18 protein-coding genes and 1 pseudogene are annotated in these 16,156 nt (G+C 72.1%); 10 read left to right on the top strand and 9 right to left on the bottom strand.

Going from position 1 to position 16,156, the window contains the following annotated elements:
* Positions 1–84 precede the first annotated feature (84 nt).
* Positions 85–480, bottom strand: coding sequence for a CBS domain-containing protein (locus IE294_RS29220; RefSeq protein WP_189890991.1), 396 nt, complete (start codon positions 478–480; stop codon positions 85–87).
* A gap of 163 nt (positions 481–643) precedes the next feature.
* Between IE294_RS29220 and IE294_RS29225 the strand changes: the two genes are divergently transcribed.
* From IE294_RS29225 to IE294_RS29250, 6 genes are all read left to right on the top strand, one after another.
* Positions 644–1,204: an HdeD family acid-resistance protein gene (locus IE294_RS29225; RefSeq protein WP_189890993.1), complete on the top strand. Its 561-nt coding sequence runs from the start codon at positions 644–646 to the stop codon at positions 1,202–1,204.
* A 187-nt stretch (positions 1,205–1,391) separates the two neighbouring features.
* Complete coding sequence (locus IE294_RS29230) at positions 1,392–1,589, top strand: hypothetical protein (protein ID WP_189890995.1); 198 nt, start codon at positions 1,392–1,394, stop codon at positions 1,587–1,589.
* A gap of 143 nt (positions 1,590–1,732) precedes the next feature.
* Positions 1,733–2,230 (top strand): SigE family RNA polymerase sigma factor, encoded by a 498-nt coding sequence (locus IE294_RS29235; RefSeq protein WP_189890997.1) that lies wholly within the window; start codon positions 1,733–1,735, stop codon positions 2,228–2,230.
* Between the two features lie 65 nt (positions 2,231–2,295).
* Positions 2,296–3,582: a hypothetical protein gene (locus IE294_RS29240; protein ID WP_189890999.1), complete on the top strand. Its 1,287-nt coding sequence runs from the start codon at positions 2,296–2,298 to the stop codon at positions 3,580–3,582.
* A gap of 168 nt (positions 3,583–3,750) precedes the next feature.
* On the top strand, positions 3,751–4,968 hold the full coding sequence (locus IE294_RS29245; protein ID WP_189891001.1) for an LPXTG cell wall anchor domain-containing protein: 1,218 nt from the start codon (positions 3,751–3,753) through the stop codon (positions 4,966–4,968).
* A 131-nt stretch (positions 4,969–5,099) separates the two neighbouring features.
* Positions 5,100–5,561, top strand: coding sequence for a hypothetical protein (locus tag IE294_RS29250; RefSeq protein ID WP_189891140.1), 462 nt, complete (start codon positions 5,100–5,102; stop codon positions 5,559–5,561).
* A 310-nt stretch (positions 5,562–5,871) separates the two neighbouring features.
* Here IE294_RS29250 and IE294_RS29255 read toward each other — a convergent pair whose 3' ends face one another.
* Positions 5,872–6,024 carry a hypothetical protein gene (locus IE294_RS29255; RefSeq protein WP_189891142.1) on the bottom strand — a complete coding sequence of 51 codons (153 nt, stop codon included), beginning with the start codon at positions 6,022–6,024 and terminating at the stop codon, positions 5,872–5,874.
* Positions 6,025–6,360: 336 nt separating this feature from the next.
* On the opposite strand from IE294_RS29255, the gene IE294_RS47915 reads away from it, so the two are divergent.
* From IE294_RS47915 to IE294_RS29265, 3 genes are all read left to right on the top strand, one after another.
* The gene (locus IE294_RS47915) at positions 6,361–6,636 is read left to right on the top strand and encodes a hypothetical protein (RefSeq protein ID WP_229917401.1); all 276 of its coding nucleotides are present in this window, start codon (positions 6,361–6,363) and stop codon (positions 6,634–6,636) included.
* 110 nt (positions 6,637–6,746) lie between these two features.
* Entirely contained in the window at positions 6,747–6,875 is a 129-nt protein-coding gene (locus tag IE294_RS49110; RefSeq protein ID WP_268252820.1) for a hypothetical protein, read from the top strand.
* Between the two features lie 544 nt (positions 6,876–7,419).
* A complete protein-coding gene (locus tag IE294_RS29265; protein WP_189891003.1) occupies positions 7,420–8,709 on the top strand; it encodes a tachylectin-related carbohydrate-binding protein in 1,290 nt (429 codons plus the stop codon).
* A 66-nt stretch (positions 8,710–8,775) separates the two neighbouring features.
* On the opposite strand, the gene IE294_RS50300 is transcribed toward IE294_RS29265, so the two are convergent.
* The 4 genes and pseudogenes from IE294_RS50300 to IE294_RS29280 form a co-directional block, all read right to left on the bottom strand.
* The gene (locus tag IE294_RS50300; RefSeq protein WP_449340623.1) at positions 8,776–9,054 is read right to left on the bottom strand and encodes an aggregation-promoting factor C-terminal-like domain-containing protein; all 279 of its coding nucleotides are present in this window, start codon (positions 9,052–9,054) and stop codon (positions 8,776–8,778) included.
* A 171-nt stretch (positions 9,055–9,225) separates the two neighbouring features.
* Positions 9,226–9,723: pseudogene (locus IE294_RS50305) on the bottom strand (tachylectin-related carbohydrate-binding protein); the annotation flags it as partial.
* A 404-nt stretch (positions 9,724–10,127) separates the two neighbouring features.
* Positions 10,128–10,325, bottom strand: coding sequence for a hypothetical protein (locus IE294_RS29275; protein WP_189891006.1), 198 nt, complete (start codon positions 10,323–10,325; stop codon positions 10,128–10,130).
* 181 nt (positions 10,326–10,506) lie between these two features.
* On the bottom strand, positions 10,507–10,815 hold the full coding sequence (locus tag IE294_RS29280; protein WP_189891008.1) for a hypothetical protein: 309 nt from the start codon (positions 10,813–10,815) through the stop codon (positions 10,507–10,509).
* Positions 10,816–10,973: 158 nt separating this feature from the next.
* Between IE294_RS29280 and IE294_RS29285 the strand changes: the two genes are divergently transcribed.
* The gene (locus IE294_RS29285; RefSeq protein ID WP_189891124.1) at positions 10,974–11,969 is read left to right on the top strand and encodes a helix-turn-helix domain-containing protein; all 996 of its coding nucleotides are present in this window, start codon (positions 10,974–10,976) and stop codon (positions 11,967–11,969) included.
* Between the two features lie 22 nt (positions 11,970–11,991).
* Here the strand turns inward: IE294_RS29285 and IE294_RS29290 are convergent, their stop codons facing one another.
* From IE294_RS29290 to IE294_RS29300, 3 genes are all read right to left on the bottom strand, one after another.
* Positions 11,992–12,609 (bottom strand): SUKH-4 family immunity protein, encoded by a 618-nt coding sequence (locus IE294_RS29290; protein WP_189891010.1) that lies wholly within the window; start codon positions 12,607–12,609, stop codon positions 11,992–11,994.
* A 271-nt stretch (positions 12,610–12,880) separates the two neighbouring features.
* Positions 12,881–14,464 (bottom strand): metallophosphoesterase family protein, encoded by a 1,584-nt coding sequence (locus IE294_RS29295; RefSeq protein ID WP_229917402.1) that lies wholly within the window; start codon positions 14,462–14,464, stop codon positions 12,881–12,883.
* 570 nt (positions 14,465–15,034) lie between these two features.
* On the bottom strand, positions 15,035–15,892 hold the full coding sequence (locus tag IE294_RS29300; protein ID WP_189891012.1) for an SCO2400 family protein: 858 nt from the start codon (positions 15,890–15,892) through the stop codon (positions 15,035–15,037).
* Between the last annotated feature and the right edge of the window lie 264 nt (positions 15,893–16,156).

Below are 16,156 nucleotides of genomic sequence, written 5' to 3' on the forward strand. Positions count from 1 at the left end.
AACCAGCGGCAGGGCTTTCACACGGTATTCCTGTCGGATTCCTGTCGTGACTCCTGTCGTGATTCCTGCCGCGCGGACGGGAAATCAGTCGCTGGAGAGGACTTCCAGGAGGTCGCCGACGGCCCGGTCGGGCAGGGCACGGGCGACGTCCGCCAGGGCGACGATGCCGACGAGGCGGTGGCCGTCGATGACGGGCAGCCGGCGTACCTTGCGGGAGGCCATGGTGCGCGGCGACTCGTCCACGTCGTCGTCCGCGCCGATCGTGACGGCCTCGTCCTGTGCCAGGTCACCGGCCTTGACCGCGGCGGGGTCCTTCCCGGCCCCGAGGACCTCGACGACGATGTCCCGGTCGGTGAGAACTCCCTTGAGACGGTCGTCGGTGCCACAGACGGGAAGCGCGCCGACGCCGAGTTCGGTCATCTTGCGGGCGGCGTCGAGAACGGTCTCTTCGGCGGCCACGCATTCCGCGCCCTTGGTCATGATGTCCCGTGCCGTGGTGGTCCCTCGTCCTCCTGAAAGGTCGTAATGTCCGGGACATCTCGATCAACCCGTCACCGGTGGGCGAAACGACCCGTCGGAAGATCGGTGTGCGCCTTTCGCCGGGTACCCGGGAGAACTCTGTTCCGGACGAAGGGGTGATGGTGTGCGGCGGCAGCTGATGGGGATGCTCGTGGCGCGGGGTGCGGCGGCCCTGCTTTTCGGGGTGGTCGCCCTGGTGTGGCCGGGGGTGACCGTCCTCGCGCTGGCCCTCCTGTTCGGCGTGTACGCGCTCGCCGACGGCCTCGCCCTCCTGGCGAGTGCCTTCCGCCGGCAAGGGGACGGCGCCCATCGCGTGGCGCACGCGACCGGGGGTGTCCTGGGCATCGCCGTCGGCGTGGTCAGCATCGGCTGGCCCGGCGTCACCGCCCTGGCCCTGGCCGCGCTGACCGGCGCCTGGGCCGTGGTCACCGGCGTCGCGGAGATCTGGGCGGCGGTGCGCTTCCGGCACGAACTGCACCACGAGTGGGTGCTGTTCCTGGCCGGCGCGGTATCGGTCGCCGCCGGTGTGCTCGTCTGGGCCCGGCCGGACGCGGGCGCGATCGGCATCGCGCAGGTCATCGGTGTCTACGCCCTGGTCAGCGGTGCGCTGGTGCTGGCCGCGGCCCGGCGGCTGCGCGGTGCGGCCACCGCGGGACACCCGGTCCGCCACGCGCGGCACGCGTGAGCGGAAGCGGGAGCGGGAGCGGGAGCGCCGGAGCACACGGCCACGCGGGGATGCCTCCGTCCCTACGGCCCGGGGCATCGCTCCGCGCGGCCGGGGCGAGAGGACACAGCATGTTCACGCGGACGCCCGGTGGCCGGGCGTCCTGTGGGCACCCGTCCACGGTTGCCTGCCCGGAGGGAGCCCGATCGTGGTCATCGTTGCCTGCCTTCTCCTGCCCTTCGTGGGGCTGCTGTTGTACGGCATGGACCGTGTGGAGGACTGGCTGACGCGCTCACCGGAGCCGCCCTGCCATGCCGGTGCCCGTCGTCTGCGTCTGATCGCGGGCGGCCGACAGGAACCCGCCACCCGTTCCGGGCCAGGCCGGCGCCCGTCCCACGCCGCCTGAGCGGTACCGGGCGGTCCGGTACTCGTCCCGCGCCGCCTGAGCGGCACCCGGTACCGCCGGGGGCACCCGGTACCGCCGGGGTGTAACGCGGGAGCACCCCCACCGCGTGTAAGAGGTGACGTCCGACCACGAAAGGACACACGGTGGGGGAAGCACCCGCGGACTACCTGGAGTTCGCAGCCGCCCGCAGCGGGCCGCTGTTCCGGACCGCCTGCCTGCTCACGGGCGACTGGCACCTCGCCGAGGACCTGGTCCAGGAGACCCTCGCCAAGATGTACCGCTCCTGGCGGCGGATCAGCCGGGCGGAAGCACCGGTGGCCTATGCCGACACCGTACTCGTACGCAGCTTCCTCTCCCAGCGCCGCCGCCGCAGCTCCACGGAGCGCCCCAGCGACCGGCTGCCCGAGACGGCCGCCCCGGCGCGGGACCCGGAGCTGCGGATGGCCCTGCTGGACGGCCTGGCCCGGATGGCGGCCAAGGACCGTGCCGTCCTGGTGCTCCGCTACTGGGAGGACCGCTCGGTGGAGGAGACCGCACAGGTCCTCCAGCTCTCGCCGGGGGCCGTTCGAGCCCGGAGCATGCGCGCCCTGGAGCGGCTGCGCGCCCTGCTCGGCGACCAGCTGGCCGACCTGACCGCATGACGAGCACGGCCGGGCGGCGCCCCTCGCCCGGGCCGGCCGACGCCCCAGACGAACGGAGATCCACCATGTCACGCGACGAGGACCTTGAGCGACGGCTGGCCCGCGCCATGACCGGCGCCGCCGAGGAGTTCCCGCCCCACTCAGCCGACCTGGTGCGGCGCTCCATCGCCCGGGGCCGGCGGATGCGGCTGGTCCGCGCCGTCCAGGTCGCCGCCGCCACGGCCGCCTTCGCCGTGGTCGCCGCGGGCGGCACCCTGATGGGCACGGACGCCTTCGGCGGCGGGCGCGGCACGCCCGAGCGGTCGACGGCCGGCGGACCCGCCCACTCCACCGTGCGGTCGCCCTCCCGGGCACCGGCGTCCATCAGCGGGGAGGAGATGGTCCGTACGCTGAAGAGCCTGCTGCCACCCGGCGGCACCGTCTCCGCGGCCTCGGGCCGGGGCTCGGAGGGGGACGGCCCGGTCGTCTGGCCGACCGCCGAGCTCACCTACTCCACCGCGAACGGCTCCTCCGGCATCGACATCTCCGTCGCGCGGCTGGATCCCGGCACCTCCGCCGACCAGGGGGGCCAGGGTGGCTGCCTCCCGGTGGAGGTCCGCCCCTACGACAAGTGCACCACCCGGAAGCTCCCGGGCGGCGCGGTGCTCACCACCACCGAGTCGTTCACCTATCCCAGCAGCGACACCGGGCAGAAGCGCTGGTACGTGGTGCTCACCACCCCGGGCGGGGCGCAGTTGACGGTGCAGGAGTTCGGCGGCGGCAGCGAGAAGGGCTCGGCCGACGGGGCCGACCCGCTGCTGTCGATCGCCCAGCTGACCTCCATCGTGCGCAGCCCGGCCTGGAGCAAGGCGATCGCCGCACTGCCGGCCCCGCGGGCGGCCCACGCCACCGGCGCCTCCCCTGCGGGACAGCGGGTGCCCGGCGCCCGGATGACCCGGGTGCTGACGTCACACCTGCCCCGCGGCGGAACCACCTCCGACCTCAACGCGGGCGACGATCTGGTCCAGCTCGTCTACGACGACGGCCGAGGGAAGAACATGGTGCAGGTCGACGCGCAGTACGGCATGACGAAGCTCCTGGCCCGGCACATGGGCTGCGCCGGCGTGGCCGGCGACTGCGAGGCCACGACCCTGACCGACGGCACCAAGGTCAAGAAGGTCAAGGGGCGGTCCGAGAAGGGCGGTTCGGCCGCGGTGTGGCTGGTCGACACCCTGCGTCCGGACGGCCGCCGGGTGGCCGTGCGGGAGGTCAACTCCTACGCCGAGAGCACCCCGGTGACGCGCCCGCGGCCGGCCCTGAGCATGGACGAGCTCCTGACGATCGCCCTCGACAAGCGCTTCTTCACCGGCTGAGCGCTGCCCACGAGGCTGCCCGCACCCCTCCCTCGGTGACAGAACCGTCACACGACAGCACACAACTGGCGGCCCGCCCGCCGGGTCCAACCACGTGTGACGACGGCACGCTTGCCGCCGTCACCGAGCGCGGCGACACCGCGCGGGCCCACACACCCGGGGGATACGTTGAACACGTTCTCACACAAGGTCCGTTCGTCGGCCGCGGTCTCGGGGACGGCCCTGCTGCTGGCCGTCGCGGGCTTCGGCCTCGCACCGGCCGCCTCCGCGGAGGAATCGCAGCCGCCGGTGCTGACGGTCGACACCGCCGCGCCCGCGGAGGTCGGACTGGCCGGACTGCCGGTCGACTTCACCACCAAGGTCTCCGACACCGGTACGACCGACACCTCGTCGGCACGGCTGACCTACCGGATCGACGGGGGAGCCGGCCTGCCGCCGAACGCCGTCGGCCTGGAGTACCGGCTCGACGGCACGGAGTGGAGGACGGTGCCGCTGACGTACGCCGGCGGGACGTTCTCCGGCGAGATGCCCGAGACCTTCCCGCTCGCCGCGGGCCGGTCCCGCACCGTGCAGCTGCGCGTCGGGGTGCCCATGGGCACCCCGCACAACGGCGACAGCAACGGCGGCACCGAGCAGCTGAAGCTGACCACGCTCGTCTCCTACGGCGCCTCCGGAGCGGCCACTGACACCGACGACGACACCATCGCGGTGGACGGCCTCGACACCGGGTTGTCCGGCGTCCCGGCCACCGTGACCGCCGGCGGCCCCGCCGTCGGCTTCAAGGCCACGGTGACCAACCCCACCGCGTCGGGGTACGAGAACGTCACGGACACGCTGATCACCAGCAGGTACGCCTCAGTGCAGGTCCTGCGCTCCGGGACCTGGCAGACCCTGACGCCGGTCACCTCGGACGCCGAGGCCGATGTGTACGGGTTCGACGTGATCGGCAAGGACGCCTCCCTCGCCGCGCACAGCAGCACGGTCGCCGAGGTCCGGGTGAGTTACCGCGAGGGCACGCCCGCCGGGAAGGCCACCGTGCGGTCCTGTGTGTACGTCAACCAGGGGTCCGTACCCTTCCGCGGCACCACCTTCTGCGGGAAGGAGGCGACCTTGACGGTGCTCGCGGCGGGCTCCACCGGGGGCACGCCCGCCCCGACCCCGACCCCGACCGCGACCCCGGCCCCCTCCACGTCGCCGTCCGCCTCGGCCGACGCCCCGTCCCCGACCTCGGGCACGACCTCCGGCACGTCCGGGGCGAGCTCGCAGCTGGCCGAGACCGGAAGTAACGGGACGTCCACGATCGCCGCGGTCGCCGGCGCCTTCGTCCTGGCCGGAGCGGGAGCACTGGGCTTCGTGGCCCTGCGCCGCCGCCGCACGCGGGCCTGACCCCCGGAGATGCCGGCTTGCGATCAGTGTCCAGGGGTGCTGGTCTGGAAGAGATCTCGCCATCTGGCCGTACGGGACTTCCGTGTGACCGCGGGACGCCCCGTGCTCGCACCCGCCACCGGAGGTTCGCGATGACACAGGTCTCCTCTGCCCGCAGTCCCCTGCGCCGGACGACGGCGCTGTTCATGGCGACCGCCTTGACGCTCCTCTTCGCGGTCGTGCTGACGCTCACCTCGGCGAGACACGCGTCCGCCTTGTGCCTCGCAAGTGGCTTCTCCGGCACATGGCGTTCGTCCGACGACAGACTGAGCCGTATCGACGTGTGGTCCGGAGAGGACTGCCGCCTCTACGCCAGAGCCTGGTCCACCTGCCCGAACGACGCCACTCAGGACTGTAGTTGGGGATCGCGTTCGAAGGTGCTGCAAGCCACCCCGGACAGGAACTTCCGGTTCTTCTCCTACAACTGGAGCAACGCGAGCGAGGTCCTCCAGCTGACGCTGAAGGACAGTGCGCACTTGTCGGTCTGGGACCACGTCGACTACACGTCCGGCCGGAAGGACAGCTTCACCGTGGCGATGGTCAAGGATCGCTGACCGGTCGGTTCACGGCACCGCTCGCGGTCTGCCGGGCGTCCGCGGGGACCGCGACCTCGGGGTCACCGTTGGTGAAGGTGCGGTCCGAGCGGCGAAGTGACGTATGTGACCTGGCTGTGGCCGGGGCCCGCGAGCGAAGTGGGGGGACGAGGGTGGCTTCCCGTGCGGCACGTCATGGGCGTGCGGTGAAGCGTCGTGTCCTTGCCGGGGTTTCCGTCGCCGCGGCGGCCGGGATCGCGGCCACCGCGACGATGGCCGTCAGCGCCGAGGCGGCCTGGAACGCCTGCGACCTTTCGACGCCGGGCTGCTCCTACCGGATCCAGACCAGGGTGAAGACCGCGAGCGGTACGGTGACGCCGATCCGCACCCTGTCGCCCGACGGTGCCGCGCCGTCCTGGCCCGAGGCCACCTCCGACGACACCGGCGACTCGGCGGTGGTCTGGCAGCAGGACAGCCAGGTCATGAGCCGGCGGGTCTCGGCCGCCGGCAGCCTCGTCGGTCCGTTGCGGAAGCTGGTACGCGGTCGCCCGCCGCCTCAGGCTCGACGGCACGGTCGGCACGGCCATCACCCTCGGCTCGGGCTCGGCGGAGAAACCGGCGATCGAAGTGGACCGCAGCGGCCGGTTCGTCGTCGCGTGGGCACGCGGCTCGGACGTCGTGGCCAGGCGGATCACATCGACGTCCGTCTCCTCGACCAAGGTGCTCACCTCCCCGATCGCGGCGTACGGCGGTTTCGGCACGGTGCGGGTCGGCGTGGACCGGGACGGCGACGCGGTCATCACCCACCACTCCGGCGGCGGTGCCCGCGCACAGGTCTGGGCCTGCCCTCGCGACCGACCTCGACGGCGACGGCATGCTGGTCTTCCACACGGTCGTCCCCAAGTCGACGCCCGCGTACCGCTACACCAAGTCCAGCGCCCGCCTGATCAGCCGTTCCGGCACCTTCGGCACCGCGAAGACACTCACGTCGGACGGCCGGGTACCCCGGGTCGACACCCGCCCGGCCGCCCGGTTCAGGGTGGTCTGGCAGCAGGAGAGCTACCCGTACACGATCAGGTCCGTGACCGGCCCCTGACCGGCTCCCACCACCCCGCTGCTCCCGCTCGGCGGGGTCGCTGCCTTCCCTCTGCGAGGAGACACGTCCGCCTACGCGCCGCCTCCGCTCTGCTCGCCGCCGTCGCCGCGTTGGCCGGCTTCGCCGCCACCGGTGCCCAAGCGGACGAGACCCAGACCGACGTCCAGATCAGCAACGTCTCCTTCGACGGCGCCCAGGACGTCGTGGTCGGTCTCTACGCCAAGACGGTCACGGTCTGAGGGACCTTCACCCGCCCGTCGGGCATCCAGGACGCGGACTTCGTCCTGTGGCGTGGACCGGATGGTGCGAACCCCTGTGAGACCTACGACGACCGCATCGCCCACGCCGGCACCTGGACATCGCCCAGGGCAAGACCCTCACCGTCACCGGCAAGCTCACCCGGGCCGACTGGGACAACCTCGATCACCGCGGTTACAGAAGTCGACCGCCGACTACGTGGACGTGCGGTAACCCGGACGCCGTCGAGGCCCGGACGACCCCACGGGGTACGGGCCCACGCCGGTGCTCGTGACGCCGTACCCCTCCTGCCGAAGGCACCGCCGCCCGCCGCCGTCCCACGACGAGCACCCCGTCAGGACGCTAGCGGCCAGGGACCTTTGCGGCCAGCGTCTCTCTCTTCCAGCAGCCCTGACCTGTGGCGAGAGTAGTTCCTGCCACCGGGCGCCACACCCGCGAACAACCCTCGCAGCCGTACCTGCCAAGCAGCTGTCCGGGCCAGGGACGTGCGCGCGCCCGCTCGACTTCCGTGCCGCAGGAGAGACCATGAAGCTGAGCCATGCCGTTCGCCGTACGTCCGCCGCCCTCGCCGTCGGCGCGATGTCCCTGGGGCTGGTCACCGTCGCCGGCGGGGCCGCACAGGCCGCCGCCTCCTGCACCGGTGACGTGTCGGTCTACGGCACGCTGTCGGACGGCAGACTGACGTACACGCAGATCGAGCCGAACACCGGCGACCGCGTCAAGACGCTCATCGGCCCGAACCTCGGCTTCACGCCGAAGGCGATGGCGACGCTCAACTTCAACACGGTGCTGGTCACGTCGACCACCGGTGACCTCTACCGCGTCGACGTCCAGACCAACAACACGTCCCTGGGCCTCGCCGGGGTCGTCAAGATCTGGGACGGCGGCTGGACCTTCGACAAGATGGTCTACGACGGCGCCGGCCACCTCTACGGCACGGTCGACGGGCAGCTCCACCAGTACCTGGTGTCCCAGGACAAGCCCTCCGGGTCGGCCCACATAGGCCAGCACGTCGTGATCGACACGGGCTTCGTCCTCAAGACGCTGGCCGCCGCGGGCGACGACCGCATCATCGCCTCCACCTCGGACGGACGCCTGCTCAGCTACAAGATCAACGGCGTGAACGACTGGGACCGCGCGGTGCTGAAGACGAGCGGCTGGTCGGCGGTCGACTCGCTGTCCTCCCCCGGCGGGGGCCTCTACTACGGCCGTACGAACGGCGGCATGTACTGGTACCACGACGCCGACCCGACCGACGCGGACGGCTCCGACATCGCCTACCACCCGAACGACCCGGTGGACGCCTCCGGCTGGACGCAGACCCTGCTGTCGGCCTACGCGAACAACTGCGCCTACGTGCCGTCGGCCCCGCCGCACTCCGTGCAGGGCGGCACGATCTACCGCAGCGAGGTCATGACCCGCGCCAGGGACTGGTACAACCGCAACGTCCAGTACAGCCAGAGCGCCTACGCCACCGACATCGAGGGCGACGACTCCTACCGCACCGACTGCTCCGGATTCGTCTCCATGGCCTGGCACCTCACCTCCTCGCTGACGACACAGACCCTCCCCAGCGCGGGCACGCAGATCTCCAAGGCCGACCTCAGGCCCGGTGACGCGCTGAACTCCAGCGGCGAGGGGCACGCGGTCCTCTTCGCCGGCTGGAAGGACCAGGACGCGGGCACCTTCTACTACTACTCCGAGGGCAGCCCGAGCTCGGACATGAACTACTCGTCCGCGAACGCCTACAGCGGCACCATCGACAGCCACCCGGCCTCGTCCTACATCGCCCTGCGCTACGACAAGATCGCCTGACCGGCGCACAACGGCGGCGCCCCCTCGGAAGGAGGGGGCGCCGCCGTTGTGCCGTGTCCGTGAGGTCTAGTACCAGTTGTTCGCCTGCCAGAAGTTCCACGCGTTGCACGGGGAGCCGTAGCGGCCGTCGATGTAGCCCAGGCCCCATCTGATCTGGGTCAGCGGGTTCTCGTGCCAGTCGTCGCCCGCGACGTCCATCTTGGAGGCGGGCAGCGCCTGCGGGATGCCGTACGCGCCGGAGGACGGGTTCGTGGCGTTCCAGCGCCAGCCGCTCTCGTGGTCCCAGAGGGTCTCCAGGCATGCCCACTGGGTGGTGTTGGCCCAGGCCGCGTCCTTGTCGTTCATCAGCTGCCGCCCGGCGGCCTTGACCTCGGAGATGTCGCTGCGATCGACGGTGTCCACGGAGGTCGTGCAGGTGTAGGTGCCCGGCTGCGCGGACAGCAGCTTCTGCGTCCAGCCACTGGTGTTGACCGGGTCGTCGAGGTGGTACGTGATGTCCGCGCCGGAGCCGTCCGTCGGGTTGGCGTCCTTGTACCAGTACATGGCACCGGTGGAGAGCCGCCCGTAGTAGAGCCCGCCGCCGGGGGAGACGAGCTGGTTGAAGCCCGACCAGCCGGAGGACTTCAGGGCGTTGCTCTTCCAGGCACCGGCACCGGCGACGGTGTAGTCGAGCAGCCGTCCGTCCTCGGTCGTGGCACCGAGCCGGTCGTCGCCGGTGGCGGTGAGGGTCTTCAGGACGAACCCGGTGTCGATCTCGGTGCGGACGCCGATGTGCTGGGAGCCGGCCGGCTTGTCCTCGGTGACGTTGTAGCGCAGCAGCAGCCCGGAGGTGGTCGTGCCGTAGAGGTGCCCGTGACCGTCGTAGGTCAGCTTGTCGTGGGTCCAGCCGCTGTCGGCGATCCTCACCGGCGGGTTCAGCAGGGCGAGGCTGGTGTTGTTCGTCTTGATGTCGATGCGGTAGAGGGCACCGGAAGTCGACGTCACCAGGACGGTGTTGAAGTTGAGGGTCGCCATGGCCTGCGGCTCGAAGCCGAGGTCCGGTCCGACGAGCACTTTGGCCAGGTCGCCGGTGGCCGGGTTGATCTGGCTGAACGTGAGGCGGCCGTCGGAGAGTACGCCGTAGATGTTGACGCTGCCCGAGCAGGTGGTGGCCGCGTCGGCGCTGGGAGCGGCCACCGTGAGGAGTCCGGTGCTCAGGGCGGCGGCGGCCAGCAGGCTCGCGGCTCTACGGCGGTCGGTGCGGACGTTCTTCACTTCTGGTTCCCCCCGGGAGCGGTTGAGGTGGAGCAGGGCGGGCGCGGGTCGTGGAGCAGGGCGGGCGCGGGTCGTGGACCGGCGGGCGGGACGCGCGGGAGCCGCCGTCAGCGGCGGCGGGCGGTGCCTACCGCCGGCGGATGTCGTCAGGGACGGCGGGCGGCCTACTGCCAGCCGGCGTCGGCCGCAGCGGCCTGCCGGCCGGTGTCCACCGGCGTGACCTGCCAGCCGGCGTCACCGGCGAGGACGGTGGAGGACTCGGCGTCCGTCCCGTGTGCCGAGGTGACGGCCGGGGCGGCGAGGGCCGCGGCGAAGACGAGGGAGGCGACCGCGGCGGCCCTGGCGATACGGGTGCGAGGCATGGCTGACCGTTCCTTCCGGGACGAGGTGCGGGGTCCGGCCCGCCGTCGCGTCCCGCGGTGACGCGCGCCCTGGCCGGTGATCACCAGGTTCGTCGCCGGCCGGGCCCGTGAGAAGGGGTCCCCGGTGGACGGAAAGGGCCTTGGACCGATACGTCCACGGGGGTCGGTGACGCCCTGTACGTCAGTCGGCGGGCTGTGCCTCGAACGCCAGGGGGAGCAGCGGCACCCCGGCTCCCGTGAGTCGCGCCGCCGCCAACTGCGGCACTTCGCGGAGCAGTCGGCCGCAGACGCGGACGGCCCGTTCCTCGGCCTCCTCCAGCCCGTCGGCCAGCGCATAGAGGCCGAGGGTGAGCCGGGCGGGGGAGCGGACGTGTACGGAGACGTGCTCGACGCGGTCGCCGGGGACGAGGGACGAGCGCACCAACTCGCGGACGTCCGGCGGCAGGTGGCTGCCGGGAGGGAGTTCCAGGTGCGCGTGGACGAGGTACATGCGCTCCAGCGTCTCAACGAAGGCAGCCGCCAAGTCTGCTTCCCGGGTGGTCGGTTGTGTCCCTGGCCCGTTCCGGCCTGATCCTGTGACGAAACATTGCCGTTCTGCGAGGATCGACGCCGAACAGGGGATGTCGGGTGCAGAAACGGGGGACCCACGTGCTGACCGGACTCGGACTCGATTCCGTCGCGGAGACGGTGTACCGCACCATGCTCAGACACCCGGCCGCCGGTGTCGCGGACCTGGGCGACACCGCGGGGCTGTCCGAGGAGGAGGTGCGCGACGCCCTCGACACCCTGAGCGAGCTGGCGCTGGTGCGTCCCGCCGCCGGGGACGCGGGGCGGCTGCGGGCGGTGTCGCCGGACATCGGCATGGAGATCCTGATGGCCCGGCAGCAGGCCCGGCTCGCGGCGCAGCAGCAGCGCCTGGAGGCCTCACGGGCGGCCGCGGCCCAGCTCATCTCGGAGTACGCCGAACTACGGCCGGCCACCAGTCACCCCAGCGTGGAGCAACTGGTGGGGCTCGACCAGATCCGCGACCGGCTGGCCGTCCTCACCCGCGAGGTGCGCGGAGAGTTCCTGACGTTCGCGCCGGGCGGGCCGCAGACCGCGGAGAACATGGCCGCGTCCCGGCCGCTCAACGAGGACCTGCTCGGCCGCGGGGTGCGGATGCGCACGATCTACCTGGACAGCGTGCGCACCAACCGCCCTACTGTCGAGCACGCCGACTGGCTGGCCCGGCTGGGCGGTCAGGTCCGCACGGTGCCGTCGCTGCCGACACGGATGATCCTCATGGACCGGCGGACCGCCATGATCTCCGTCAGCAGTGACGACACCGCCGCCGGCGCGGTGCTCCTGACCGGACAGGGCACGCTCACCGCTCTGTGCGCGCTCTTCGAGACGACCTGGGAGTCCGCCCAGCCCCTCGGCCGGGTCGTCCCCACCGACGCGCACGGCCTCACCGGCCAGCAGGCCACCGCCCTGCGCCTGCTCGCCGAGGGCCACACCGACGAGGCCATAGCCAAGCGCCTCGGGGTGTCCCACCGCACCGCCCGTCGCATAGCCTCCGAACTGATGGACCGCCTCGGCGCCCGCAGCCGCTTCGAGGCCGGCGTGCGCGCCGTCCAGCAACGCTGGCTCCCGGCCCGCCCCTGAAGAGCGGAGGGACGGGCGGTGATCACCCGTGGAGCGAGCGGGCTCCCGGGCTGTCGCCCTTGAAGCGCTGGCCCGCGGCGATCTCCTCGCCGACCACCGACCAGACGGTCTCGTCGTCCTGGAAGGGGAGCGGGTCGCTGCTGTGCGTCTCCTGACGGATGCGTTCGACCTCGCGCTCCAGGCGTTCGAAGTGGGCTTCCTCGTCGCCGTCGTCGCCGCTGAAGGTGAACTCGTCGAGCAGGCGCTGGAACCGGAGGGCGACCTGGACCAGGGAGGAGACGTCCGTGTGGAGTTCCCGCACGGTCGCCTCGTCGGCGTCGAAGGCGTGCACCTTGCCGGAAGCGGGGTCGAGGGCGAGGTGGGCGTTGAGCAGCCACCCGATGACGGGCCATCCGCCCGCACCCTCCCCGGCGTCCTCGGCATCCTCGACGTCGACGACGTCCTGGACGAGGGGCAGCAGACCGTCGTCCTCGTCGGGCACACGCAGCCAGAGCGTCCCGGTGGGGACGCCGACGGTCTGCAACAGACGGGCGCCCTCGCAGTCCGCGGCGACGGGTGGGAAGGCGGTGGCGGGCAGCACCATGAGCCGGTCCTCGCCGAAGAGGCCGACGAGTTCACTGCGGGTGACGTCGAAAAGCACTGCGGGATCTCCGGACTCGGCGGCGACACGGGCACCGTGGGAATGTCAGCGGACGGAACCGTCGCGCCCACAGCATCGCGCATCGAAACGCCTCCGGCGATTCCGCACGGGTCGGCGATGACGGACGTGGACGACCACGGGGTTCCCGTCCCCCGGGATCACGCTCGTCCACGCCGACCGGCATCGTGCGCCCCCCACAGGCCCCGTGTCCGTGGTCGTGCCACCGGCCGCGCGCGGTGTCCGCGGTGTCCGACGCGTCGAGACCGGCGGCTCATCGAGCCGCCACGGGTCCGCCGGGCCGGTTGGTTCCCGGCCCGGTCGAGGTGCCCGGCGGACACAGGAACGACTTGTCGGCCAGGCTCGTGTCGAGCCGGCAGGTGGGACCGAGGACGCGGCCGTTCGTGTTGCGGAAGGTGAGGACCCAGGTGTTTCCGGCGGAGCTGTAGCCGAGGTCCGCGTACCCGAAGACGCCCGTGCCCCCCATGGGGCCCACCGTCTGGGTGATCGACTGGTGGACGGGCTGCGTTGGGGTGCCGACCGGCTGGCCGAGGACGAGGAGGTCGTCCGGGCCGCTGTCCAGTGGCCCGCCCGAGGAGCCCACGGTCAGCTGCGGTGGGCGGACCGTGTTGAAATCGATCATCTGGTAGAGGTGCACGTGCCCCGAGAGCACCAGTCGTACGTTGCGCGCCAGCCGGCGCAGTGCGGTGTCGGCGACCGCGTCGCCGAGGACCCTGGTCAGCCATGTCACGTCGCCGGTCGTGTGCCCCGCCGACTTCACCATCCACAGCGGCTTGTGCGTGAACAGGAAGAAGTCCTCACCGGGACGCCGCTGAGCGTACTGGTTCACCTGGTCGAGCTGCCTGGTGAAGACGGCCTTGGCCGCCGTGCTCCCGTTGTCCATGGGGTCGGCGAACGAGGAGTCCACGGAGACGAGGTTCAGCAGGCCGGCGCGGATCGCCACGGGATCGGTGTACCGGTCGCACGTCCCGTCGCCGCGCAGGTCGTCGGCTAGGTAGCGGAACCACGCACCACCCGCACCACCTTTGAAGTTCTGGTTGCAGTCCTCGTGATTGCCCCGTGTCAACGCGACCGGCGCGCCGGCGAGCAGCGTCTGCGCGGGTCTGAAGAAGTCGGCGACGACACAGTCCCAGCTCGCCGCGTCGGCGGTCGTCGTGCAGCCGGGATTCTGCTGCTTGTCGTTCTCCCTGTCCGGGTCCTCGCGGTAGAGGTAGTCACCGACGTGGATGACGAGATCGGGTCGCGTCACGGTGGCGGCGCTGTTCGCGATCGTCGGGAAGGGCCAGCCGGTCTGATGGTTCGCGCAGTTCTGGACCGTACCGGCCTTCGGGACCGAGCAGCCGGTGTCACCGATGACAGCGATCCTCTGGGGGCGTGTCGTCGACGTCCAGTCGGGCAGGGGGAGTCGGCGGTCGCCGGGATGCAGCACGGCAGCCGGGACCTGTTCCAGCCGCGCGCCGGACGCCGTGAGGGGCACACCCAGCTCGCAGACGGTGGTGGGGAACTGCGCCCCCATGGGGGTGCTCACCTGGTGCATCTGGTGCGTGTCCCTGGCCGTCCCCAGGGTGTAGCGCACCGAGGGGCACTGCTGGCTCGTGTCGGTGGACACGTAGCGGATCTGGGTCCCGCGGCTGGTGAGCTGCGTCCACGCCCAGGCCTCGCCGCCCGCCCCGCCCGGCGGAGGCGTCGGTCCGGGGGGACGCGTGGGCTCGGGAGGCCGTGGCCCCGCGCTGTGGGACGTGGCGTGTGCCGGGGCCGGGCTGGAGGAGGCCGCCGTGACCGAGGCGGCCGTGGCCAGCGCGCTCACCATGGCGAGCACGACCATGCGATGTCTCATGCCGGTTCCTTCGTTCCTGTGCCGGAGGAGCGCCCGCGGATCGCCGCCGAGTGCCACCATTCCGGAGCGTTCCGGCCGCACTCGCTCCGTACACCACCCCGGAGCCGAATGGCCCACACGCCCGGAGCCACGCGGGGACCTCCGCGTCGGCGGCGTCTCCCCCGGGGAGCCGGTGCTGGAGACGAGCAGTGGCGCAGTGCCCCGTCAGCCGGCCGGCACCTTCGAGAACGCGGCCTGGACCTGGTACCGCCGGCTTCGCTGGTACGGCATCCTCACCTGTGCCAGGACGGGTCGGGGCAGCCACCGGAACGGTGCGGAGGTCTCCCTCGTGGGCGGTACCTCGTCAGCTCGGCCTCCCGCGTCGGCCGCGATCTCCGCGACACCCGTGTACGCCACCACGGACCCCTGGTACGAAGACGGCACGGCATCCCGGCAGCGCTGGCCACCCGTGCCTCGGCACCTTGAGACTCCGCCCCCGGTACGTCTTCCGGCACCGGAGGCGGCCTTCTGACATCGGCACTCCGCCGGCCATGGTGAATTCCCCTGCTCCGGCCCAGTGGTGTCGGCAGGTCAGCCGAGGCAGAGGCCCAGCAGGCAGAGCTGGGCGGGGGGTGGCGTCGCCGCCGGGGCGGGGGCGGTCCCGGGGGTGTCCGGTTCCGTGCCGCCGGTCGTCGGGGCAGGGGCCGGTGGGGTCGGCGTGTCGGTGTGGTCCGGGGCCGGCCCGTTTGTGTTCGCCGTGCCGCCGGAGGAAGCGGACCCGGCGGTCTGCTGCTGCGGGGGCGACGTGACGACCGGGCGGTGAGAGGGCACGGGGTCCGGCCGGGTCACCGGGGCCGCCGTGCTGGGCGCGGCAGGGAGGGTCTGGTGCCGAGGGGCGGCGCTGACCGGTGCGTGAGTCCCGGGCGTGGTGCGGGGCGCGTGATGCTCGGGAGCCCGCGGGGCCGGCTGAGCGGGCTCCGTCTCCACCCGCTCCCTCGCGGCGCCCATGCTCCGGTCCTCCGGCGCGGTGGCCGCCTGCGCCTGGCTGGTGGTGTGCCGGTCCAGTGTGGCGAGCGACAGGCCGCCGCCGACGAGTGCGAAGGCGGTGGCGACCACGGCCCGCCGCTGGTGTTTCTTCAGGCGGGCGAGCTGGCGGCGGCGTGCCGCCCTGCCCGGCCGCGCGGGTGATGTGCCCGCGGTGTCGGCGGACGGCCCGGTGGCGGACCCCGTGTCCTGCTCCGGCTGGGGCTCACTGTCCCAGGGGAATCCGTCGCCCCGGGTCCCGGGCGGCGTGACGGCGGACGCACCCGTGGCGGCCCACCCGGCGGACCGGTCGGGGCCGACGCGATCGGTGAGGAACGGCGGCGCGATGTCCGGGGCGTACGCACCGCACCCGGGGCAGACCAGGGCGCCGTTGAGGTGCCGACGACACGTGGAGCAGTAGTCCATCTGCGGTCTTCCTGGGTTTGACTGCGCCGTCGCCCGCCCGGGCCACGGCCTGGTCACGCTCGTACAGGGAGTCGAGCGGTCAGCAACGCTAACGACCCCTTTGAAAGGCCGTGTGCAGCCTGTGTGGTGCTCCTGCGCAGATTCCGAAATCCGGCGGCAGCCGGGCGGATTCCGCAACCGACCGTGGGCTTCCCTCTGTGCAGGCGCCGGTCCGGCCATGATGCCCGTCACCCCGGGACACGGCCGCGGCGCGGTGCGCTGATC

Origin of the sequence: Streptomyces canarius (assembly GCF_014650735.1) — a bacterium.
Lineage (GTDB): Bacteria > Actinomycetota > Actinomycetes > Streptomycetales > Streptomycetaceae > Streptomyces > Streptomyces olivaceoviridis.